This is a genomic window from Mesorhizobium sp. LNJC405B00, from assembly GCF_000502615.1.
In the GTDB taxonomy this organism is placed as follows: Bacteria; Pseudomonadota; Alphaproteobacteria; order Rhizobiales; family Rhizobiaceae; genus Mesorhizobium.
Genome location: NZ_AYWC01000002.1, coordinates 37841 through 55290, shown reverse-complemented (window position 1 = coordinate 55290; position 17450 = coordinate 37841). Strand labels below are relative to the sequence as shown.

Sequence of the window (17450 nt, the reverse complement as noted above, 5' to 3'; positions counted from 1 at the left end):
ACCTCCATGCAGCTGATCGAGTTCTTTGCGCCGCATTTTCAATTTGTTTCCGATCCAACCGCGTGGGTCGCGTTGCTGACGCTGATCGTGCTCGAGGTCGTGCTCGGCATCGATAATCTGATCTTCATCTCGATCCTGACCAACAAATTGCCGGAAGCGCAGCGCGCCCGCGCCCGGCGTCTCGGCATCTCGGCGGCGCTGATCATGCGGCTGGTGCTGCTCGCAACCATCTCCATCATCGTGCAGCTGACGACGCCGGTGTTCACAGCGTTCGGCCATGGCTTTTCCTGGCGCGACCTGATCCTGATTGCCGGCGGCCTGTTCCTGGTCTGGAAGGCGACCAAGGAAATCCACCACACCGTCGATCCCGACGACCACAAGGATACGATGATGGGCGAGACGCTGCAGATCTCGCTTGCCGGCGCCATCTTCCAGATCCTGCTGCTCGATCTCGTCTTTTCGATCGATTCGATCATCACCGCCGTCGGCATGACCGACGAGATTGCCATCATGTACATCGCCGTGATCGTGGCGGTGAGCGTGATGATGCTGGCGGCCGGGCCGCTGGCCAACTTCATCGCCAAGAACCCGAGCATCGTCATGCTGGCGCTGGGCTTCCTGCTGATGATCGGCATGACGCTGATCGCCGACGGCATGGGCTATCATGTGCCGAAGGGCTACATCTACGCGGCGATGGGCTTTTCCGCCCTGGTCGAGGGCCTGAACATGCTGGCGCGGCGGCGCAAGAAATCCGGCGGCGGGCATTGAGGCTGGCGTCGCAGGGGCGGCCCTAGCGCCCCGGCACGCCGTTTGGGTAGCGGTCGCCGATCAGGCCAAGCGACAGGCCCTGTTCCAGCCATGCCTTTGCGCCGGCAAGAACCAGTGCAAAGCCGTCGGTCGAGCCGACCGCCTGCTTGACCTGCTCGTCGGCGGTGCCGGCGAAGCCGAAATTGCTGACCTCAAGAAAGGTCGCACCGTCAGGCGTTTCGGCGCCGGGCATCTCCGTGAATGTCCAGACCACAGTGGTCGGCGGATCGCTCCATTGCATGACGATCTTCTTGTTCTCGACGATCTCGCTGACATTGACCATCGCCGAGGCGCCGTACATGCGCCACTCCCAGCGAACCTCTTTGCCGCCATCCAGCCGGCCGCTGCTGTGGGTAAACCAGAATTTCGTGGTGATGGCCGGGTTGACGATCGCCTCGAAGACCTCGGCGACCGGCCGCCTGATCAGCATGCCGGCTTCGGCAGTCGGCGTTTTGTGAATTTCCATCGATGCTGCTTCCTTGTCCGGTTTGCGCTCACCAAGCGTCAGGCTCGCGCACCATGTGAACGATGCTGGCCGGGTTGGCGATCCAGAAGCCGCGAAAGCCTTCGCCCAGGGGCTCGACCGCGTCGCAACGGACGACGCCGGCCTTGGCGAGATGATCCGCAATGGCTGCAGAATCGTCGGTGAAAAGCTCAAGCCAGACTTCGGCCTGGCTCAGCATCGGCGCCTCGTCGATCCACAGACGGTTGGGGCCGAGCTCGAAGCCGATGGCTGGCGCCTTGGCGGTGAATGGATTCAAGCCGACGACGTCGCGATAGAAGGCGATCGTCGCCTCGTACTGATGTGACGGGACTTTCATGGCGATGTTGATTCCACCTGTCATTTTCGCGGTCATTGCGGGCTCCGTTGCGCGGTTCATCTGTTTGTCTCGTTGGCCGGCTCGCCCCTCATCTCGCCGCGGTAGTAGCCGTCGCGCAGGTTGATGCCGTATTCGACATAGGCCTTCATGCAAGCCAGCATCTGCGACCAGCCCTCGCAATTGAGGTAGGATTTCTGCAGGCCGACCACGCCTTCCGGCCAGCCGGATTCAGCAATGGTCACAAGGGTGCCGCCATCGTCCAGCGGCTCGAAGTTCATCTCGATGCGTGTCTTGTAGGCCGGCCTGTCGTCGGCATCTGTGGCATCCCAGCGCAGCACGATGCGGCTGTCCTTGACCACGTCATCGACCTCGACCGGCACCTTGTCCCACCAGACGACACCGACGCCGGCTTCCAGCGGCGCACTGGCGCCGCCGATGGTGGTGAAATAGCCGCTCAGCTTGTTCGGATTGACGACGGCGTCGAAGACTTCGGCGACCGGTTTGCCGATGCGGCCGGAAACGCTGAATCCAAGAGACATATCCACAGCTCCTTCCTTGATTGGCTCGACGATATGTTATAGAAACATAACATGTCAAGCCAAACCGCGGACGACCATGTTTTCAAGGCGTTGGCGCATTCGCGCCGGCGCGAATTGCTGGATCGGCTGAAGGACGCGCCGCAGACGACCGGCATGTTGTGCGAGGCCTTTCCCGACATCGACCGCTGCACCGTCATGCTGCATCTCAAGGTGCTGGAAGAGGCCGAACTGGTGGTGGCGAAGCGCAAAGGGCGCGAGCGCTGGAACCATCTCAACACGCTGCCGATCAAGCACATCCATGACCGCTGGATCAGCCAGTATGCCGGACATGCGCTCAGCATCATCGACCGGCTGAAATCCGATCTCGAGGGCTGAACCGGCGCGGCTGGACGAATTGAGCCGATTTATCTATAAGCCGGCCATTCCGACAGAGAACGCCGTGCATCCATTGCGTTGCACCTTGGACGGCTCTGAAAATTTGAATTCGAGTATCCGGGAGACGAGGTGAGACCACCTCGCTTCGGGATGCTCTAGCCGAAGACGACAGGGGTGCCATGGCTGGCCATTCACAGTTCAAGAACATCATGCACCGCAAGGGCCGCCAGGACGCGGTGCGGTCGAAAATGTTTTCCAAGCTGGCGCGCGAAATCACCGTCGCCGCCAAGAGCGGGACGCCCGACCCATCGATGAACCCGCGCCTGCGCCTGGCCATCCAGAACGCCAAGGCGGTGTCTATGCCGAAGGACAACATCCAGCGCGCCATCAACAAGGCTTCGATGGGCGATGCCGAAAGCTACGAAGCGGTGCGCTATGAGGGTTACGGCCCGGGCGGCGTGGCGCTGATCGTCGAGGCGCTGACCGACAACCGCAACCGCTCGGCCTCGAATGTGCGCGCCGCCTTCACCAAAGCCGGCGGTGCGCTTGGTGAAACCGGTTCGGTGTCGTTCATGTGGAACCGTGCCGGCGAGATTTACTATCCGGCCTCCGCCGGCAGCGCCGACAAGGTGATGGACGCGGCGATCGAGGCCGGCGCCGATGACGTCGAGTCCGACGAAGAAGGCCACACCATCTACTGTGCCTTCGAGAGTATGGGCGAAGTGTCGAAGGCGCTGGAAGCCTCGCTTGGCGAGGCCGAATCGGTGAAGCCGATCTGGCAGCCGCAGAACAATGTCCCGGTCGACGAAGAGCGGGCGCAATCGCTGATGAAACTGGTGGCAACGCTCGAGGACGATGACGACGTGCAGAGCGTCTACGCCAATTTCGAGGTTGACGACGAGACCATGGCCAAGCTCAGCGCGGCATAGGCCAGTGCAATACAGTCGCATGCGAATATTGCTGTCTGAGGGCGGCCTGCCTATAGGTTAGTCAGTTATCACGGGGGGGCCGATGACCGACTATAAAGAGGCAAGTTTTGCCGATGCGATGGCCTGGCCTCGCCGGCCCGGCATATGGCGCAGGCTTCTGGCGGCACTCATCGATTATCTTGTTGTCCTGATCGCTCTCTATTTGCTTGTCGGGGCTCTGTTTCTGCTGACCGATGGTGGCGTAAAGGGCAGCTTTTGGCTGAACTGGAAACTATGCCAGGAGGGTACGGTTCACGGTGACCCGACGCTTGCCCGTTATGACTGGCAGGTATGCAGGACATCAGTACTCGGTTTGCCTGTCGCCAAATGGGCCGTGGGAACGGCAGCTGGCTCGAAACCTGGAGAAACATCCTCCATGTCGATCGATCTGGATATGCAGGGGAATTTCAGGCCTGCGGCGCTGAACCTGGGTTTCCTCGAGCTGATCGCTCTCGCATCGTACCTTCTCATTATGGAGTTGAAGTCCGGTCGACCTATCGGCAAGCGGTTCGCTGACCTCATTGTCCACGATGAGGACGACAGACACAGGGTCGGCCTGCCGGCGAGGAAGGCTGTTCGACGGCAATTTATGAAGTTTCTCGGCGCATTGCCGATCGTTCTGACGGGGGCCTGGTATGCTTTTCAGACCTGGGGCACCCCTGCCGGTGGCGTGCAGGATTACTCCAGCCTGGAAATAGTGGTTGCATCCGCTGCCCTCGTTTTGGTGCTGATCTGGCCGGTCTGGATTGCGATATCCATAGCTCTGGGCGACGACCCGATACACGATCGATTCGCAAATACCACGGTGCGCATACAGGAGGCCCAGACATGAGTGTGCCGGAGAGGCCCCGCGTGGTCATCACCTATTGCACGCAGTGCCAGTGGCTGTTGCGGGCCGGCTGGATGGCGCAGGAACTGCTCTCCACCTTCGGCACGGATCTTGGTGAAGTGACGCTGGTGCCGGGCACAGGCGGCATCTTCACCGTTTCCTGCAACGATGTGCTGGTCTGGGACCGCAAGCGCGACGGCGGCTTTCCCGATGCCGCCAAGCTCAAGCAGCTGGTGCGCGACGTCATCGATCCGGGCCGCGATCTCGGTCATTCCGACCGCAAGGGTCACACGCAAAAGGACCCCGCTTGAGGCGAGGTCCTTGCGTTTGCGAAGTGCCATTTTTCAGAGCAATGCGAACATGAAGCAGGCCATCGACACGATGGCGGTGATGGTGCGGACGTGGTTCCACATCACCCATTGATTCAGATGGTTCGCCCACACGGCTGCGCCATTGGCGCTGGCCGGGTCGACGGCGGCGAGCGCATCGTTGAGCGGCACATTGAAGACCATGGTCACGATCGGGTTGCCGATCAAATAGATCACGGCACCGGCAAGCAGCCAGTATGAACCGGACTGGCTCCACCCCCCCATGATAACGGCGGCGATAAGCACCAGACAGAGCAGGCCGGTGCCGAACAGCGCCGTCATGAAGGTGGGCGTGATCACGGTGATGTTGATCGAATTCATCGCCGCGATGCCTTGGGGGACCGGCAGCCGGGCAAGCGCCGCCATGATAAAGTTGGAAAAGGCGAAGAACACGCCGCCGACGACGCCCGAGCCGATTGCAGCGATGATGGTGAGGGTGGGAAAAAGCTTGATCATCTCAGTTGCTCCAGATGCCGGTTGCAGCGGTTTCATTTGCGTAGGCGGAAAAGTCTTTCGGCGCGCGGCCGAGCACACGCTGGACGCCGTCGGTCAGCGTCTCGTTGCGGCCGTCAAGCACTTCGGTGAACAGCTCGTTGAGCAGCCAGGCGATTTCGGGCGGCAGTTCGTATGCCGCCGTCGCGGCGGTGAATTCGTCATGCGAGATCTTGATATAGCGGATGTCGCGGCCGGTCGCCTTGGCGATCTCGGCAACCGCGTCGGCGAAGCTTAGCAGCCGCGGCCCGGTCAACTCATAGAGCTGGCCGACATGACCCGGTTCGGTCAGCGCAACGAAGGCAGCATCGGCGATGTCGTCGACATCGACGAAGGGCTCGCCAACAGGGCCGACAGGCAAAGCCACTTCGCCTTGCCGCAAGGACTCGACGAGAAAACCTTCGCTGAAATTCTGCGAAAACCAAGCGCAACGCAGGATCGTCCAGTCAGCGCCCGAGGCTTTGACCATCTCTTCGGCGCGCTGGGCTTCGGTCTCGCCGCGGCCGGAGAGCAGCACCATGCGGGTGACGCCATTTGCCACCGCAAGCCTGGCGAAGGCGCCGACGGTCTCGGCGGCGCCCGGCACGGCGATGTCGGGATAGTAACTGATGTAGACGGCGCCCACGCCCTGCATGGCAGGCTCCCCGGTCGCCGGAACCTCCCAGTCGAAGCGGGGGCTGCCGGAACGCGAGCCGATGCGCACGGGAATGACCTGTGAGGTCAGCCGCTCGGCGAGGCGACGGCCGGCCTTGCCAGTGCCACCGAGGATCAGGACTGGTTTGGTGTCGGTCATTGTGGTTTTCCTCTGTTTACAAATATGAGTAATCCTCACATTTGCAAAACGTGATAAACCCTCGTATTTTGGGAGTCAAGCCGTCTGTTGGCAGATTTTGTCGAGACCGGAGGCCGTCATGGAAGACACAGCAACGCCCGCATCTGCCCAGGAGCAGGTCGCATCGCCGCGACGGGCGCCCACCCAGCAGCGCAGCCGCGAGCGGGTCGAGCGCATGCTGGCCGCAGCCTCGGCGCTGATTGCCGAGCAAGGCAGCGACGCCATGCGCATGGGCGAGGTGGCGGAACGGGCCGCGGTGTCGATCGGCTCGCTCTACCAGTTCTTTCCCGACAAGCGGGCGATCGTCTGGGCGCTGGCCGAGCGCTACACCGCCGAAAGCCAGGCCTGCATCTCCTCGGCGCTCAAGGATGTCGTCGACGCCGAGGGCCTGCGGCAGGCGTTTTCGGAGCTGGTGGATATCTACTATCAGCTGTTCCTGGCCGAGCCGGTGATGCGCGACATCTGGTCGGGCACGCAGGCCGACAAGGCGCTGCGCCAGCTCGAACTCGCCGACAGCCGGGCAAATGCCGAATTCCTGACCATGGTGCTGAAGCGGCTGCATCGCGGCGCCGATCCGGTGGCGCTGGAGACCACAGCGTTTCTGGTCTGGCAGATGGGCGAGGCTGCCGTGCGGCTGGCGATCTCGGTCGATCGGCAGGAGGGCGACAGGCTGGTCGCCGCCTACAAGCGCATGGCGCTGCGGGAATTGGTGGACGGGTAGGCTCGCACCACTCTGGGAAGGGTCGCTTCGAAGCAGCAGGGGGAGGCGTCGGACCACCCGACCCTTGGGCCGACCTCCCCACAAGCGGGAGGTATCGGCGCGTTAGCTTGAAGCGACTGACTTTGGCGGCAACAAAAAACCCGCCACAAAGGCGGGTTCTTGATTCAGCGATACAGGTAAACTTTAGAGGCCGAAGCCTTCGAAGCGCTTCTTGAACTTCGACAGGCGACCGCCGCGGTCGAGCAGGGTCTGCTGGCCGCCGGTCCAGGCCGGGTGCGTGGTCGGGTCGATATCGAGGTTCATCGTATCGCCTTCCTTGCCCCAGGTCGAACGGGTCGAGTATTCGGTGCCATCGGTCATGACGACCTTGATGGTGTGGTAGTCGGGATGGATATCGGCCTTCATTGTCGTGCTTCCTGGCTTGTGGCGCTACAGACTGGCCCGCGGCCTGCGTCGATGCGCCCCTTTTTAAAACTCGAAGCCGCAGCTATTGAAAAGCCACGGCTTCTAAAACGGTCGGCGAGCCTATACATCAGCCGGAATTGAATCACAAGGCCACGGCAAGCGCATATTGAACGCGCCCACCTGGAAGCGGCCAGAGGAAACGGTAATGGCGGACATCAGCGGCGAGCAAGACGGGCGCAGGCGCTCGCTCGGGCCGCTCAGGCGCCTGTATCCCTATATATTCCGCTACCGCAAACTGGTCATAGGCGCCCTCATTTCGCTCGCCATCGCCGCGGCGACGACGCTGGCGCTGCCGCTGGCCGTGCGGCGCATGATCGACCACGGTTTCAGTGCTTCCGGCACCGTCGTCATCGCCGAGTATTTCGCCGCCCTGGTGGCGATGGCAGCCATTCTGGCGGCGGCGTCGGCCGGACGCTACTACTTCGTCATCACGCTCGGCGAGCGGGTCGTTGCCGACATCCGCAGCGACGTGTTTTCGCATGTCACGACGCTTTCGCCGTCCTTCTTCGACACCGCCCAGTCGGGCGAGATCGTCTCGCGGCTTGCCGCCGACACCACGCAGGTGAAATCCGCCGTCGGCGCCACCGCCTCCGTGGCGTTGCGCAACGTCATCCTCGGCCTTGGCGCGGTGGCGATGATGGTCGTCACCAGCCCGAAACTGTCGGGCCTGGTGATCGCGGCCATTCCGCTCATCGTGCTGCCGCTGGTCGCGTTCGGCCGTTCGGTGAGGCGCCGGTCACGGCAGGCGCAGGACACGCTGGCGCAAGCGACCGCCTATGCCAGCGAGCAGATCGGCGCGGTGCGCACGCTGCAGGCGTTCACCAACGAGACGCTGGTCACCGGGCGGTTCTCGGCCGCGGTGGAAGCCGCCTTCCAAGCGGCGCGCTCGTCGATCTTCTCCCGCTCGCTGCTCACCTTCTTTGCCATCTTCATGATCTTTTCCTCGGTCGTGGCGGTGTTGTGGTTCGGCTCGCGTGACGTGCTTGCCGGCACGATGTCGCCCGGTACGCTCGGCCAGTTCCTGCTTTACTCCGTGTTTGCCGCAGGCGCGCTGGGCGCACTGTCGGAAGTCTGGGGCGAGCTTGCCCAGGCGGCGGGTGCGGCCGAAAGGCTGACCGAGATACTCGACGAGACGCCGGCGATTCAACCGCCGGCCAATCCGCTGCCGCTGCCCGCCAAGGCGACAGGCGCGATCAGCTTCGACGACGTCTCCTTCTCCTACCCGGCAAGGCCGGACCGTGCCGCCGTCCACGGCTTGAGTTTTCAGGTCAAGCCGGGCGAGACGGTGGCGATCGTCGGCCCGTCGGGCGCCGGAAAGAGCACCGTCTTTTCGCTGATTCTGCGCTTCTACGATCCCGAAACCGGCCGCATCGCCATTGACGGCGTCGACGTGCGCGAAGCCGATCCGGCTGAAGTGCGGGAGCGCATTGCGATCGTGCCGCAGGATGTCACCATCTTTGCGGCAAGCGCGCGCGACAATATCGGCTTTGGCCGGCCGGGCGCGACGAATGCCGAGATCGAGGCCGCCGCCGGGGACGCGCTGGCCGACGAGTTCATCCTCAGGCTCGACAAGGGCTACGATAGCCAGGTCGGCGAGCGCGGCGTCACCTTGTCCGGCGGCCAACGTCAGCGCGTGGCGATCGCCCGCGCCATCCTGCGCGACGCGCCGATCCTGCTGCTCGACGAAGCCACGTCGGCGCTCGACGCCGAAAGCGAAACGCTGGTGCAGACGGCGCTGGAACGGCTGATGCAGGGCCGCACCACCATCGTCATCGCCCACCGGCTGGCGACCGTGCTGAAGGCCGACCGCATCCTGGTCATGGATGGCGGCCGCATCGTCGAGGAAGGCACGCACCAGAGCCTGGTCGCCAAGGGCGGCATCTATGCAAGGCTGGCCAAGCTGCAGTTCGAAACCGGAGCAAGCGCCTTCAGGGGTGCCGCGGAGTAGCAACCCGCAATCAGGCGGGACCATACCGCTTGCGGAGATGCTCGGTGAAATACGCGGCGTTGAGCTTTTCGCCGGTGGCGCGCTCAAGCAGTTCGGGCGTCGACCAGCGCGAACCCTGCGACCAGATCTTGTCGCGGCGCCAGTCATTGATGGCGGCGAAATTGCCGTTGGCAAGCTCGCTGTCGGCTGAAGGATGGTCGCGCGTCAGCGCAGCCCATTGCTGCGCCGCCATCATGGCGCCCAGCGTATAGGACGGGAAATAGCCGAAGGCGGCGCCCGGCCAATGCACGTCCTGCATCGGTCCGTCGGCTGGGTTGTCGATGGTCGAAAGGCCAAGATACTCCCGCATCTTGGCGTCCCAGGCTTCGGGCAGGTCGGCCGCCTGCAGCCGCCCCGAGACCAGCTCCTGCTCCAACTCGTAGCGCAGGATGACATGCAGCGGGTAGGTGACCTCGTCGGCGTCGACGCGGATCAGCCCGCGCTCTACCCGGTGCACATGCGGCAGGATGTCGTCCAGCGACCAGGCTTCGCCGAGATGCTTTTCCACCACCGGCAGCGCCCAGCGCCAGAATTCGGGGTTGCGGCCGACCTGTTTCTCGACGAACAGGCTCTGGCTTTCATGCACCGCCATGCCGCGCGCCTTGCCCAGCGGCCAGTGCGCCCAGGCCTTCGGCAGGTTCTGCTCGTAGAGCGCGTGGCCGGTCTCGTGCAGCACGCCCATCAAAGCCGACAGGAAATCGGACGTTTTGTAGCGGGTGGTGATGCGCACGTCGCTCGGCACGCCGCCGCAGAAGGGATGGTGCGATACGGACAGAGAACCGTGGGTGAGGTCGAAGCCGACCGAAGCCATCATGGCGAGACCAAGCTCGCGCTGCCGGTCGATCGCATAGCTGCCGGAGAGCGGCTTCACGGGATGCCTGGCCAGGCGCGCTTCCTGCGCGGCCAGGGCTTCCGGCACGAAGCCCTTCAGGAATGTCTTCAGCTCGGTGAACACCGGCGTGATGTCGGCGGCGCGGTTGCCAGGATCGTATTGCTCCATCAGCGCGTCGTAGGGATCGAGGCCGAGCGCGTCGGCGCGCAGGGCGGCTTCCTCGCGCACCAGCGCGATGACACCTTCGAGCGCCGGCAGGAATCCGGCCCAGTCATTCTTGGCGCGCAGGTCGCGCCAGAGCTGCTCGGAGCGCATACGCGCCACCGTCTGGCGCTCGACGAATTCGACCGGCAGGCAGGTCAGGTTGGTGTATTGGCGACGCAGTTCGCGGACCGCCGCCTGCTGCTCCTCGTTCAGCGCCTCCTGTTCGGCGGCGGCGAGCCAGTCGGCGATCTCCGGCGCCGTTGCCCTGATATGCAGCATCCCGGCCAGGGACGACATGGCTTCGGCGCGCTTCTCGCCGCCGCCGACGGCCATGTGGGTCGCCTCGTCGGCGCCGAGGATAGCGAGCGCATGTTCCAGCGCTTCGAGCTTGTGGCCGAGATCATCGAGCTTCTGAAAAGACATGACAGGTTCCGCGTTTTGGACCGCGGGAAAAGATACCAACGCGCCAGGATTGGCAACCCTCAAAGGTGGCTATGCAGCTTGCGCCGGTGAGCTGGTGCGTGGAATGCTGGCCGACGGTGGAACACCGCCATGGAGGGGAGACTAAGATGATCGGCAATATCCTGGTCGGGCTGGTGGCCCTGATCCACCTCTTTATCGTCTATCTGGAGATGGTGGCGTGGGACACACCGCGCGGGCACAGGGCGTTCAACCTCAAGCCGGACTTCGCCAGCGCATCGAAGGTGCTCGCCGCCAATCAGGGGCTCTACAACGGCTTCCTTGCCGCGGGGCTGATCTGGGGCCTCTATCTCGGCGCGGCGGGATTCCAGATCAAGGTGTTCTTCCTGCTTTGCATCGCCGTCGCCGGCCTCTATGGCGCGGCGACTGCCAGCCGGAAGATCCTCTATATTCAGACCGTGCCGGCGGTGCTGGGCCTCGCTGCGCTGTGGCTGGGCTGGTGACAAAAAAAGACGCCCTCGGAGCCAGATCCGGGGGCGTCAGACAGTCCCTTCCTCATTCCTGGAGATATCAGAGCGGATCTCAGCCGTTCGGATAATTCCCGCCGTCGGAGCCATCACCGATCATGAAGCCGCTGCCGGTGTCGGACATCAGCCTCTGATCGACATTGTCGAGGCGGCGCAGCAGATCGTGATATTGCGCGGCCGGGATCCGGCCATGGTCCGAAGCGGCGACCCGTTCGGCGGCCTGGCCGATATGCGCAGCACGCAGATGCAGCCACTGCGCTTCCGAGGTCGAGATGCCCTTCGTCTCGCGCGCATCCGTGATGCCCTGTTCGACGCCCCGCACCTGCTCGATCAGGCCGGTCACGCGCGGACCGGTCATGTCGGTCGGGTCGCTGGCGTCGAGGGCGCCCTTGTGATGTCCGGCGGCATAGGCGCCGGCGAGTGGAACAGTGACCAGAAGTGTCGTGAGGGTTGCAGTCCTGAGAGTCTTCAAAGAGCGCATGATGTGCGTCTCCTCCTGCTGTGGAAGGGGCAAGCGCTTTCGCTCCGCCTTCCGGAAGCGGGCCGTCCGGTTCCGTCGCGTCGCGATGGGAGGCATCGCCGGCGGTTCTCGGCCCTGCGCGTCAAAGTAGGAGCCCGGAAACGCGAAGTGTAATTAAAGAAAGATAATGTTTTCAGGCCTTGCCGACCTGGCGTTGCGCCCTAGAGCTGAGCCGGCAAACAATTTCGCGTGACTGAAAATCACCGTTCGGTGAGCTTCAGTTCAATGCGTCGGTTCTTGTTGCGGGCGTCTTCGGTGTCGGCGGGGTCGAGCGGCTGGAATTCGCCGAAGCCGGCCGCAACCAGCCGGTTGGCGGGGACGCCGTTCTCGATCAGGAACTTGACCACCGAGGTCGAACGCGCCGTCGACAATTCCCAATTGTCGCGATAGCGGCCGGCGCCGGACAGCGGCTTGTTGTCGGTGTGGCCGTCGACGCGCAGCACCCAGTTGATCTCGGGCGGGATTTCCTTTTGCAACTCGATGATGGCGTCGGCGAGCTTCTTCATCTCGACCTTGCCGGCATCGTTGATCACTTCGGAGCCGGTCGGGAACAGAACTTCCGACTGGAAGACGAAGCGGTCGCCGACGATGCGGATGTTCTCGCGATCGGCGAGGATTTCGCGCAGGCGGCCGAAGAAGTCGGAGCGGTACCGGTTCAGTTCCTGCACGCGCTGCGCCAGCGCGACGTTGAGCCGACGGCCGAGATCGGCGATCTTGGTGTTGGAATCGCGGTCGCGCGTTTCGGACACGTTGAGGGCGTCCTCGAGCGCGCCGATCTGCTTGCGCAGTGCTGCGATCTGCTGGTTCAGGATCTCGACCTGGCTCAGCGCCTGCTGGCTGATCTGGCGCTGGCTGTCGAGTTCGCCGCCGAGCTCCGCGGCGCGCTGGTTGGCGGCGTCGCCGGTGCCGGCGCCTTGCGCCAGCAACTGCTCGAGCCGGCTCTTCTCAGCTTCCGCCGCCGACAGCGACGCCTGCAGATTGGCCAGCGAATCGTCCTTGTCCTGCGCGCTCGAGCGCTCCAGCGCCAGCAACTGCGTCAGTTCGTTGATCTGCGAGTTGAGGCGCGTGAGCGCCGTATCCTTGCCGGAGAGTTCGCGTCCGAGCAGGAACTGCGCCAGCACGAAAACGGTGAGCAGGAACATGATGGCCAGCAGCAGCGTCGACAGCGCGTCGACGAAGCCCGGCCAATAGTCGATCCGGCGATCGGTGCGCCGGCCCCTGGCGAGAGCCATGCTAGTGGACCCCGGGTTTCTTCAGCGCGTCGGCGATCTTTTCCAGCGTGTTGCGCATCGCCTTCTGCTCGTCCGACTGGGCCTCGACCCAGTCGCGCATGATCTGCTGCTCGGAGCGCATGTTCTTGACCAGGCCGGAAATGCCGTCGGCGAGATTGGCCATGGCGGTGGCGACGCGCGGATTGGAGCCGCCGCCGCTTTCCTGCATGCTGCGCAGCCGTTCCGACAGGACCCGGATCTCGTCGGAGGATTCAGTCTTGGCCTGGTCGGCGACGGCGATGTCGGAGGAGAGATCGGTGACCGAGGACAGCCAGTTTTCAAGCTCGGTATAGAAGCGGGTCTGCGCGCGGCCGGCCTGCAGGTCGAGGAAGCCTAGCACCAGCGACCCGGAAAGGCCGAACAGCGAGGACGAAAAGGCCGTACCCATGCCGGCCAGCGGCGCCGACAGCCCTTGCTTCAGCGAATCGAGCACTGCGGCGGCGTCGCCGGTGCCGGGATCGAGCGATTCGATGGTTTCGCGGATCGAGCCGATGGTGTTGAGCAGGCCCCAGAAGGTGCCGAGCAGACCGAGGAACACCAGCAACCCGACGAGATAGCGCGAGGTGTCGCGGCTTTCGTCGAGGCGGGTGGCGATCGAATCCAGCATGGTGCGCATCGAAGACGTCGAGAAGGCGACCGTCGAGGAGCGGCCGATCATCGCCTTCATCGGAGCCAGCAGCACCGGCTCGGTGGTTTCGGAACCGGCGCGGAAGGAATTGACCCAGCGCACTTCGCGAAACAGTCGTCCGACCTGGGCGAAGGCGAGCAGGATGCCGACCACAAGGACGCCGACGATGAGGCCATTGAGGCCGGGATTGCTCCCGAAAGCGGTCGAGATCTGGCGGGTGAGGATGGCGGCGATGAAGGCGACGATGACCAGGAAGATGACCATGGTCAGGAGGAAGACCTGCGGGCTCGACAGTTTGTGCGGATCGTACATCAGGACATCAGAACGCCTGCCCACGCCGAAGGATCTGAGAAAAGCCATCCGTGCCCCGTTTCCGATGCTCTATTTGCCTTGACGCAATTCCGAACGGGAAGCCGCTCATACTTCCCTGGAACCGCTCCATTGCCGCCGATCACGTAATTCGCGACTCTAAACGGAATTGTGACCAAATTGAATGGCGCTTGGCAATATTGCCCGACTGTCGGGCCGCACCACGCCGTTCAGAGGCGGTTGACGACCAGGCAGTCGACCATGGCGGCAAGATGCAGCCCGGCGCCGGTGACGACAAAGCCGTGCCAGAGGGCATTGTGGAAGCGCAGGCGTTTCCAGGCGAAGAAGATGACGCCGCAGGAGTACACGATGCCGCCGGCGACAATCAGCGCGATCGAAGTCGTCGGCAACGTCGCCACCAGCGGCTTGACCAGGACGACGCCGCTCCAGCCGATGGCGAGATAGAAGACAATGGCCAGACGATCAAAGCGGCCGGGCAGGAACACTTTCATGGCAATGCCGGTCAAAGCAGCGGTCCAGACAAGGACAATCATCGGCAGCGCCAGCGGCGAGCCGTCGAGCTGGGCCAGAAAGGGCGTGTAGGTCGCGGCGATCAGGAGGTAGATCGCCGCATGATCGAAGCGCCGCAAGATCCACTTCGCCGGCGACGTCACCGGCCACAGATTGTAGGTCAGCGAAATCGACAGCACAGTCAGCAGCGACACCACGAAGAAGGCGGCGGCGATGTATTCGCCGGGACCGGCATGGAAGGCGGCCAGCGCCAGCAACGCCGAGCCGGCGGCTATTGCCAGCACGATGCCGACCGCGTGGACGATGCCATCGGCGATCATCTCCGCACGCGAATAGTGCCAACGCCCGACAAAAGGGATTTCAATTGGCTGGTCTGGCTGCGCTTCTCGCGAGGATAGTGAAGGTATGCTCGTCATAAAAAATCCTGCGTCACCCTTATCTGGGCGGCCGCCGGGCAGTATTTCAAGCTTTGATTGCGGTTTTGCGACTGCGGCGCTTCAGCACGCCGCGCCGGCATGCCAAGTGATCAGCGCGCCGAAAGCGGCTTCTTCACGGCCTTGAGCAGCGCGCGCTGGATGACCTCGTTGCCAGCGACGAGCGAACCCGCCTCGAGCATATCCTGGCCGCCATCCATGTCGGAGACGAAGCCACCGGCCTCGCGGATCAACAGCAGGCCGGCGGCAATGTCCCAGGCCGACAGGCCGGTTTCCCAAAAGCCGTCCATGCGGCCTGCGGCGACATAAGCGAGATCGAGCGCGGCGGAACCCAGGCGGCGCACGCCCGAGACCTCGGCCATCACATTGCGCAACTCGACGAGGAAATTGCCGTGCTGGCCGCGGCCGAGATGCGGCACGCCGCAGCCGATGACGCAGTCGGTGAGCTTGCTGCGGCCGGCAACGCGCAGCCGGCGATCGTTCATGAAGGCGCCGCCGCCGCGCTCGGCGGTGTAGAGCTCATCCATTGCCGGATTGTAGATGACGGCGGCGACCAACTGGCCCTGTCGCTCCAGCGCGATCGAGATGGAAAAGATCGGAATGCCGTGCAGGAAATTGGTGGTGCCGTCGAGCGGGTCGACGATCCAACGGTGCTGGTCGTCGTCCCCTGCGATCATGCCGCGCTCTTCCATCAGGAAGGCATAGCCCGGCCGTGCCTTCGACAGTTCGGCAAACAGGATGTCCTCGGCCTTGCGGTCGGCTTGGCTGACATAGTCGCCCGGTCCCTTCATCGACACCTGCAGGTTCTGCACCTCGCCGAAGTCGCGCGACAGCGAGCGGCCGGCCTTCATGGCGGCCTGGACCATGACATTGAGAAGTGCGGAGCGTGCCATCGTATCTGTTCCTGCCTACGTGTCAGTCTGCGCGGCGCATGTAGGTGAGTTCGTTGGTGTCGACGACGATGCGTTCGCCGGCGCCGATGAATGGCGGCACCAGCACGCGGATGCCGTTTTCCAGGACCGCCGGCTTGTACGAGGACGCGGCCGTCTGGCCCTTCACCACCGGGTCGGCCTCGGTGATGGTCAGCGTCACCTGGTCGGGCAGCGAAATGCCGATCGGCCTGTCCTCATAGAGCTGGACCGTCACCATCATGCCGTCCTGCAGGAAGGCGGCGCGGTCGCCGACGAAATCCTTCGCCAGCTCGAGCTGCTCGTAGCTCTGCGTGTCCATGAACACCAGTGCGTCGTCCTGGGCGTAGAGGAAGGAAAAATCCTTCAGGTCGAGCCGGATCTGCTCGACGGTCTCGGCCGAGCGGAAGCGCTCGTTGAGCTTGGTGCCGTTGATCAGGTTCTTCAGTTCGACCTGGTTGTAGGCACCGCCCTTGCCGGGCTTGACGGTGTTGGTCCTGACCGCCACCCAGAGGCCGCCATCGTGCTCGATGACATAGCCGGGACGGATTTCGTTGCCATTGATCTTGGCCATGATGAGATTGATCCGGGATGCTACCAACGGCTTGGCCGTTGGTATGGGGATGGTCGCTGGACAAGCGATTTCGGGCCCCCAAGACCACAAATCGGCAGGAGAGGCAAGGGATGCCAGATCGCCCGACAAGGGCTGGTAGCCTCAAACCTGGGCTGCAATGACTTTGCCGACGGCCTCGACTATGGCATCCGCAGCCTCAGTCAGCCGGTTGAGATGAGGCGAACGAAGTGCGGCGACCTGTAAGGAAAGGTCGACATCTTCCGTGTTGACGAGCATGAGGCCGTCGGGAAGTCCGCGCCTTGCAAGACGCAACGGCATCAGCCCAAGGCCGTGCCCCCGACGGACCCATTCCATCTGCAAGGCCGGATCCTGTATCTCCGCCGCGATCTCGAAATAACGCCTTCCGCCGACCAGAACGGACGTGAGCTTCTGGCGCGCGTCGCAAGGTGCCGGACTAAGCACCCACGGCATGGGTGTCCGGCCACCGTCTTCCGGATCGGCGACGGTGGACGCAGCTATGACGCCAAGACGTTCAGTGCCAAGCGCTTCCGGACCTGGCTTCTCCGACGATCGCAGAACAATCGTCACATCGAGCTCGCCGCGTTCGAACTGATCGATCAGTTCGGCGCTCCAGCCGGTCTTGAGCCGTAGCGACACTTTCGGGAACGCCGCCGCGGCGTTGGCGATGGCCCCCGCTATGTCGCGGTCCGAGAGGCCATGGGCGAGACCCAGGCGGAACAGTCCTTCCGGCTCGGTCTTTCCGGCGAAGGATTTCAGCGCTTCTACGGAAGCGATGATATCGCGGCCGCGCGCCAGCACTTCCAGCCCCGTCGGCGTCAGTCGCGGCGGCTTTTGCCGGCGGTCGAGCAGCGTCGTGCCAAGCATGTCCTCCAGCCGCTGGATCTGCCGGGTCACAGCCGGCTGCGTCAGCGGCAGGCGCCGGGCGACCTTCTGGATCGAGCCCTCCTCGGCAAACAGGGCGAGCGTGCGCAATTCCTCAAGCATAGCTAGAACCATGTCTCGTAAGCATAATCATTGTAAACATTATGAATTTGAAATCCATCGCCTGGCAAGCAATTTTCCTTTCA

22 protein-coding genes are annotated in these 17450 nt (G+C 63.4%); 8 read left to right on the top strand and 14 right to left on the bottom strand.

Annotated features, from left to right (window positions below; translation table 11 throughout):
• The first annotated feature begins 6 nt into the window (after positions 1-6).
• Positions 7-768 carry a TerC family protein gene (locus tag X756_RS161245; RefSeq protein ID WP_031205303.1) on the top strand — a complete coding sequence of 254 codons (762 nt, stop codon included), beginning with the start codon at positions 7-9 and terminating at the stop codon, positions 766-768.
• A gap of 22 nt (positions 769-790) precedes the next feature.
• On the opposite strand, the gene X756_RS161250 is transcribed toward X756_RS161245, so the two are convergent.
• From X756_RS161250 to X756_RS161260, 3 genes are read right to left on the bottom strand one after another with little or no spacing between them, the layout of a single operon-like run.
• Positions 791-1273, bottom strand: coding sequence for an SRPBCC family protein (locus X756_RS161250; protein ID WP_023728643.1), 483 nt, complete (start codon positions 1271-1273; stop codon positions 791-793).
• Positions 1274-1301: 28 nt separating this feature from the next.
• Positions 1302-1664, bottom strand: a complete 363-nt coding sequence (locus X756_RS161255; protein WP_023728642.1) for a glyoxalase/bleomycin resistance/dioxygenase family protein — start codon at positions 1662-1664, stop codon at positions 1302-1304.
• Between the two features lie 20 nt (positions 1665-1684).
• Positions 1685-2167, bottom strand: coding sequence for an SRPBCC domain-containing protein (locus tag X756_RS161260; RefSeq protein WP_023728641.1), 483 nt, complete (start codon positions 2165-2167; stop codon positions 1685-1687).
• A gap of 51 nt (positions 2168-2218) precedes the next feature.
• On the opposite strand from X756_RS161260, the gene X756_RS161265 reads away from it, so the two are divergent.
• The 4 genes from X756_RS161265 (at position 2219) to X756_RS161280 (ending at position 4650) form a co-directional block, all read left to right on the top strand.
• A complete protein-coding gene (locus tag X756_RS161265) occupies positions 2219-2542 on the top strand; it encodes a helix-turn-helix domain-containing protein (protein ID WP_023728640.1) in 324 nt (107 codons plus the stop codon).
• Positions 2543-2721: 179 nt separating this feature from the next.
• The gene (locus X756_RS161270) at positions 2722-3471 is read left to right on the top strand and encodes a YebC/PmpR family DNA-binding transcriptional regulator (protein WP_023728639.1); all 750 of its coding nucleotides are present in this window, start codon (positions 2722-2724) and stop codon (positions 3469-3471) included.
• An 82-nt stretch (positions 3472-3553) separates the two neighbouring features.
• Positions 3554-4342 carry an RDD family protein gene (locus X756_RS161275; RefSeq protein ID WP_031237788.1) on the top strand — a complete coding sequence of 263 codons (789 nt, stop codon included), beginning with the start codon at positions 3554-3556 and terminating at the stop codon, positions 4340-4342.
• Positions 4339-4650, top strand: a complete 312-nt coding sequence (locus tag X756_RS161280; RefSeq protein WP_023668742.1) for a SelT/SelW/SelH family protein — start codon at positions 4339-4341, stop codon at positions 4648-4650. The genes X756_RS161275 and X756_RS161280 overlap by 4 nt, the downstream gene beginning before the upstream one ends.
• Positions 4651-4683: 33 nt before the next feature.
• Here X756_RS161280 and X756_RS161285 read toward each other — a convergent pair whose 3' ends face one another.
• Positions 4684-5163: a DUF1772 domain-containing protein gene (locus X756_RS161285; protein WP_023728637.1), complete on the bottom strand. Its 480-nt coding sequence runs from the start codon at positions 5161-5163 to the stop codon at positions 4684-4686.
• Position 5164: 1 nt separating this feature from the next.
• Positions 5165-5992 (bottom strand): NAD(P)H-binding protein, encoded by an 828-nt coding sequence (locus tag X756_RS161290; protein ID WP_023728636.1) that lies wholly within the window; start codon positions 5990-5992, stop codon positions 5165-5167.
• A 118-nt stretch (positions 5993-6110) separates the two neighbouring features.
• Between X756_RS161290 and X756_RS161295 the strand changes: the two genes are divergently transcribed.
• Positions 6111-6752, top strand: coding sequence for a TetR/AcrR family transcriptional regulator (locus X756_RS161295; protein ID WP_023728635.1), 642 nt, complete (start codon positions 6111-6113; stop codon positions 6750-6752).
• A 183-nt stretch (positions 6753-6935) separates the two neighbouring features.
• Here the strand turns inward: X756_RS161295 and rpmE are convergent, their stop codons facing one another.
• Positions 6936-7157, bottom strand: coding sequence for a 50S ribosomal protein L31 (rpmE, locus tag X756_RS161300; protein WP_023668748.1), 222 nt, complete (start codon positions 7155-7157; stop codon positions 6936-6938).
• Between the two features lie 205 nt (positions 7158-7362).
• Between rpmE and X756_RS161305 the strand changes: the two genes are divergently transcribed.
• Positions 7363-9165: an ABC transporter transmembrane domain-containing protein gene (locus X756_RS161305; protein ID WP_023698435.1), complete on the top strand. Its 1803-nt coding sequence runs from the start codon at positions 7363-7365 to the stop codon at positions 9163-9165.
• 10 nt (positions 9166-9175) lie between these two features.
• Here the strand turns inward: X756_RS161305 and X756_RS161310 are convergent, their stop codons facing one another.
• Complete coding sequence (locus X756_RS161310; protein WP_023684161.1) at positions 9176-10663, bottom strand: carboxypeptidase M32; 1488 nt, start codon at positions 10661-10663, stop codon at positions 9176-9178.
• A gap of 146 nt (positions 10664-10809) precedes the next feature.
• Between X756_RS161310 and X756_RS161315 the strand changes: the two genes are divergently transcribed.
• Positions 10810-11163 carry a DUF1304 domain-containing protein gene (locus X756_RS161315; RefSeq protein ID WP_023728634.1) on the top strand — a complete coding sequence of 118 codons (354 nt, stop codon included), beginning with the start codon at positions 10810-10812 and terminating at the stop codon, positions 11161-11163.
• A 79-nt stretch (positions 11164-11242) separates the two neighbouring features.
• Here the strand turns inward: X756_RS161315 and X756_RS161320 are convergent, their stop codons facing one another.
• From X756_RS161320 to X756_RS1000000166530, 7 genes are all read right to left on the bottom strand, one after another.
• On the bottom strand, positions 11243-11668 hold the full coding sequence (locus X756_RS161320) for a hypothetical protein (protein ID WP_023728633.1): 426 nt from the start codon (positions 11666-11668) through the stop codon (positions 11243-11245).
• Positions 11669-11907: 239 nt separating this feature from the next.
• On the bottom strand, positions 11908-12939 hold the full coding sequence (locus X756_RS161325; RefSeq protein ID WP_023728632.1) for a peptidoglycan -binding protein: 1032 nt from the start codon (positions 12937-12939) through the stop codon (positions 11908-11910).
• A gap of 1 nt (position 12940) precedes the next feature.
• Positions 12941-13966 carry a MotA/TolQ/ExbB proton channel family protein gene (locus X756_RS161330; RefSeq protein WP_023728631.1) on the bottom strand — a complete coding sequence of 342 codons (1026 nt, stop codon included), beginning with the start codon at positions 13964-13966 and terminating at the stop codon, positions 12941-12943.
• Positions 13967-14145: 179 nt separating this feature from the next.
• A complete protein-coding gene (locus tag X756_RS161335) occupies positions 14146-14766 on the bottom strand; it encodes a hemolysin III family protein (RefSeq protein ID WP_023694587.1) in 621 nt (206 codons plus the stop codon).
• Positions 14767-14972: 206 nt separating this feature from the next.
• Positions 14973-15773 (bottom strand): inositol monophosphatase family protein, encoded by an 801-nt coding sequence (locus X756_RS161340; protein WP_023684166.1) that lies wholly within the window; start codon positions 15771-15773, stop codon positions 14973-14975.
• A gap of 22 nt (positions 15774-15795) precedes the next feature.
• Complete coding sequence (gene efp / locus X756_RS161345) at positions 15796-16362, bottom strand: elongation factor P (RefSeq protein WP_023668757.1); 567 nt, start codon at positions 16360-16362, stop codon at positions 15796-15798.
• Positions 16363-16503: 141 nt separating this feature from the next.
• Complete coding sequence (locus X756_RS1000000166530; RefSeq protein WP_023728630.1) at positions 16504-17367, bottom strand: LysR family transcriptional regulator; 864 nt, start codon at positions 17365-17367, stop codon at positions 16504-16506.
• Positions 17368-17450 lie beyond the last annotated feature (83 nt).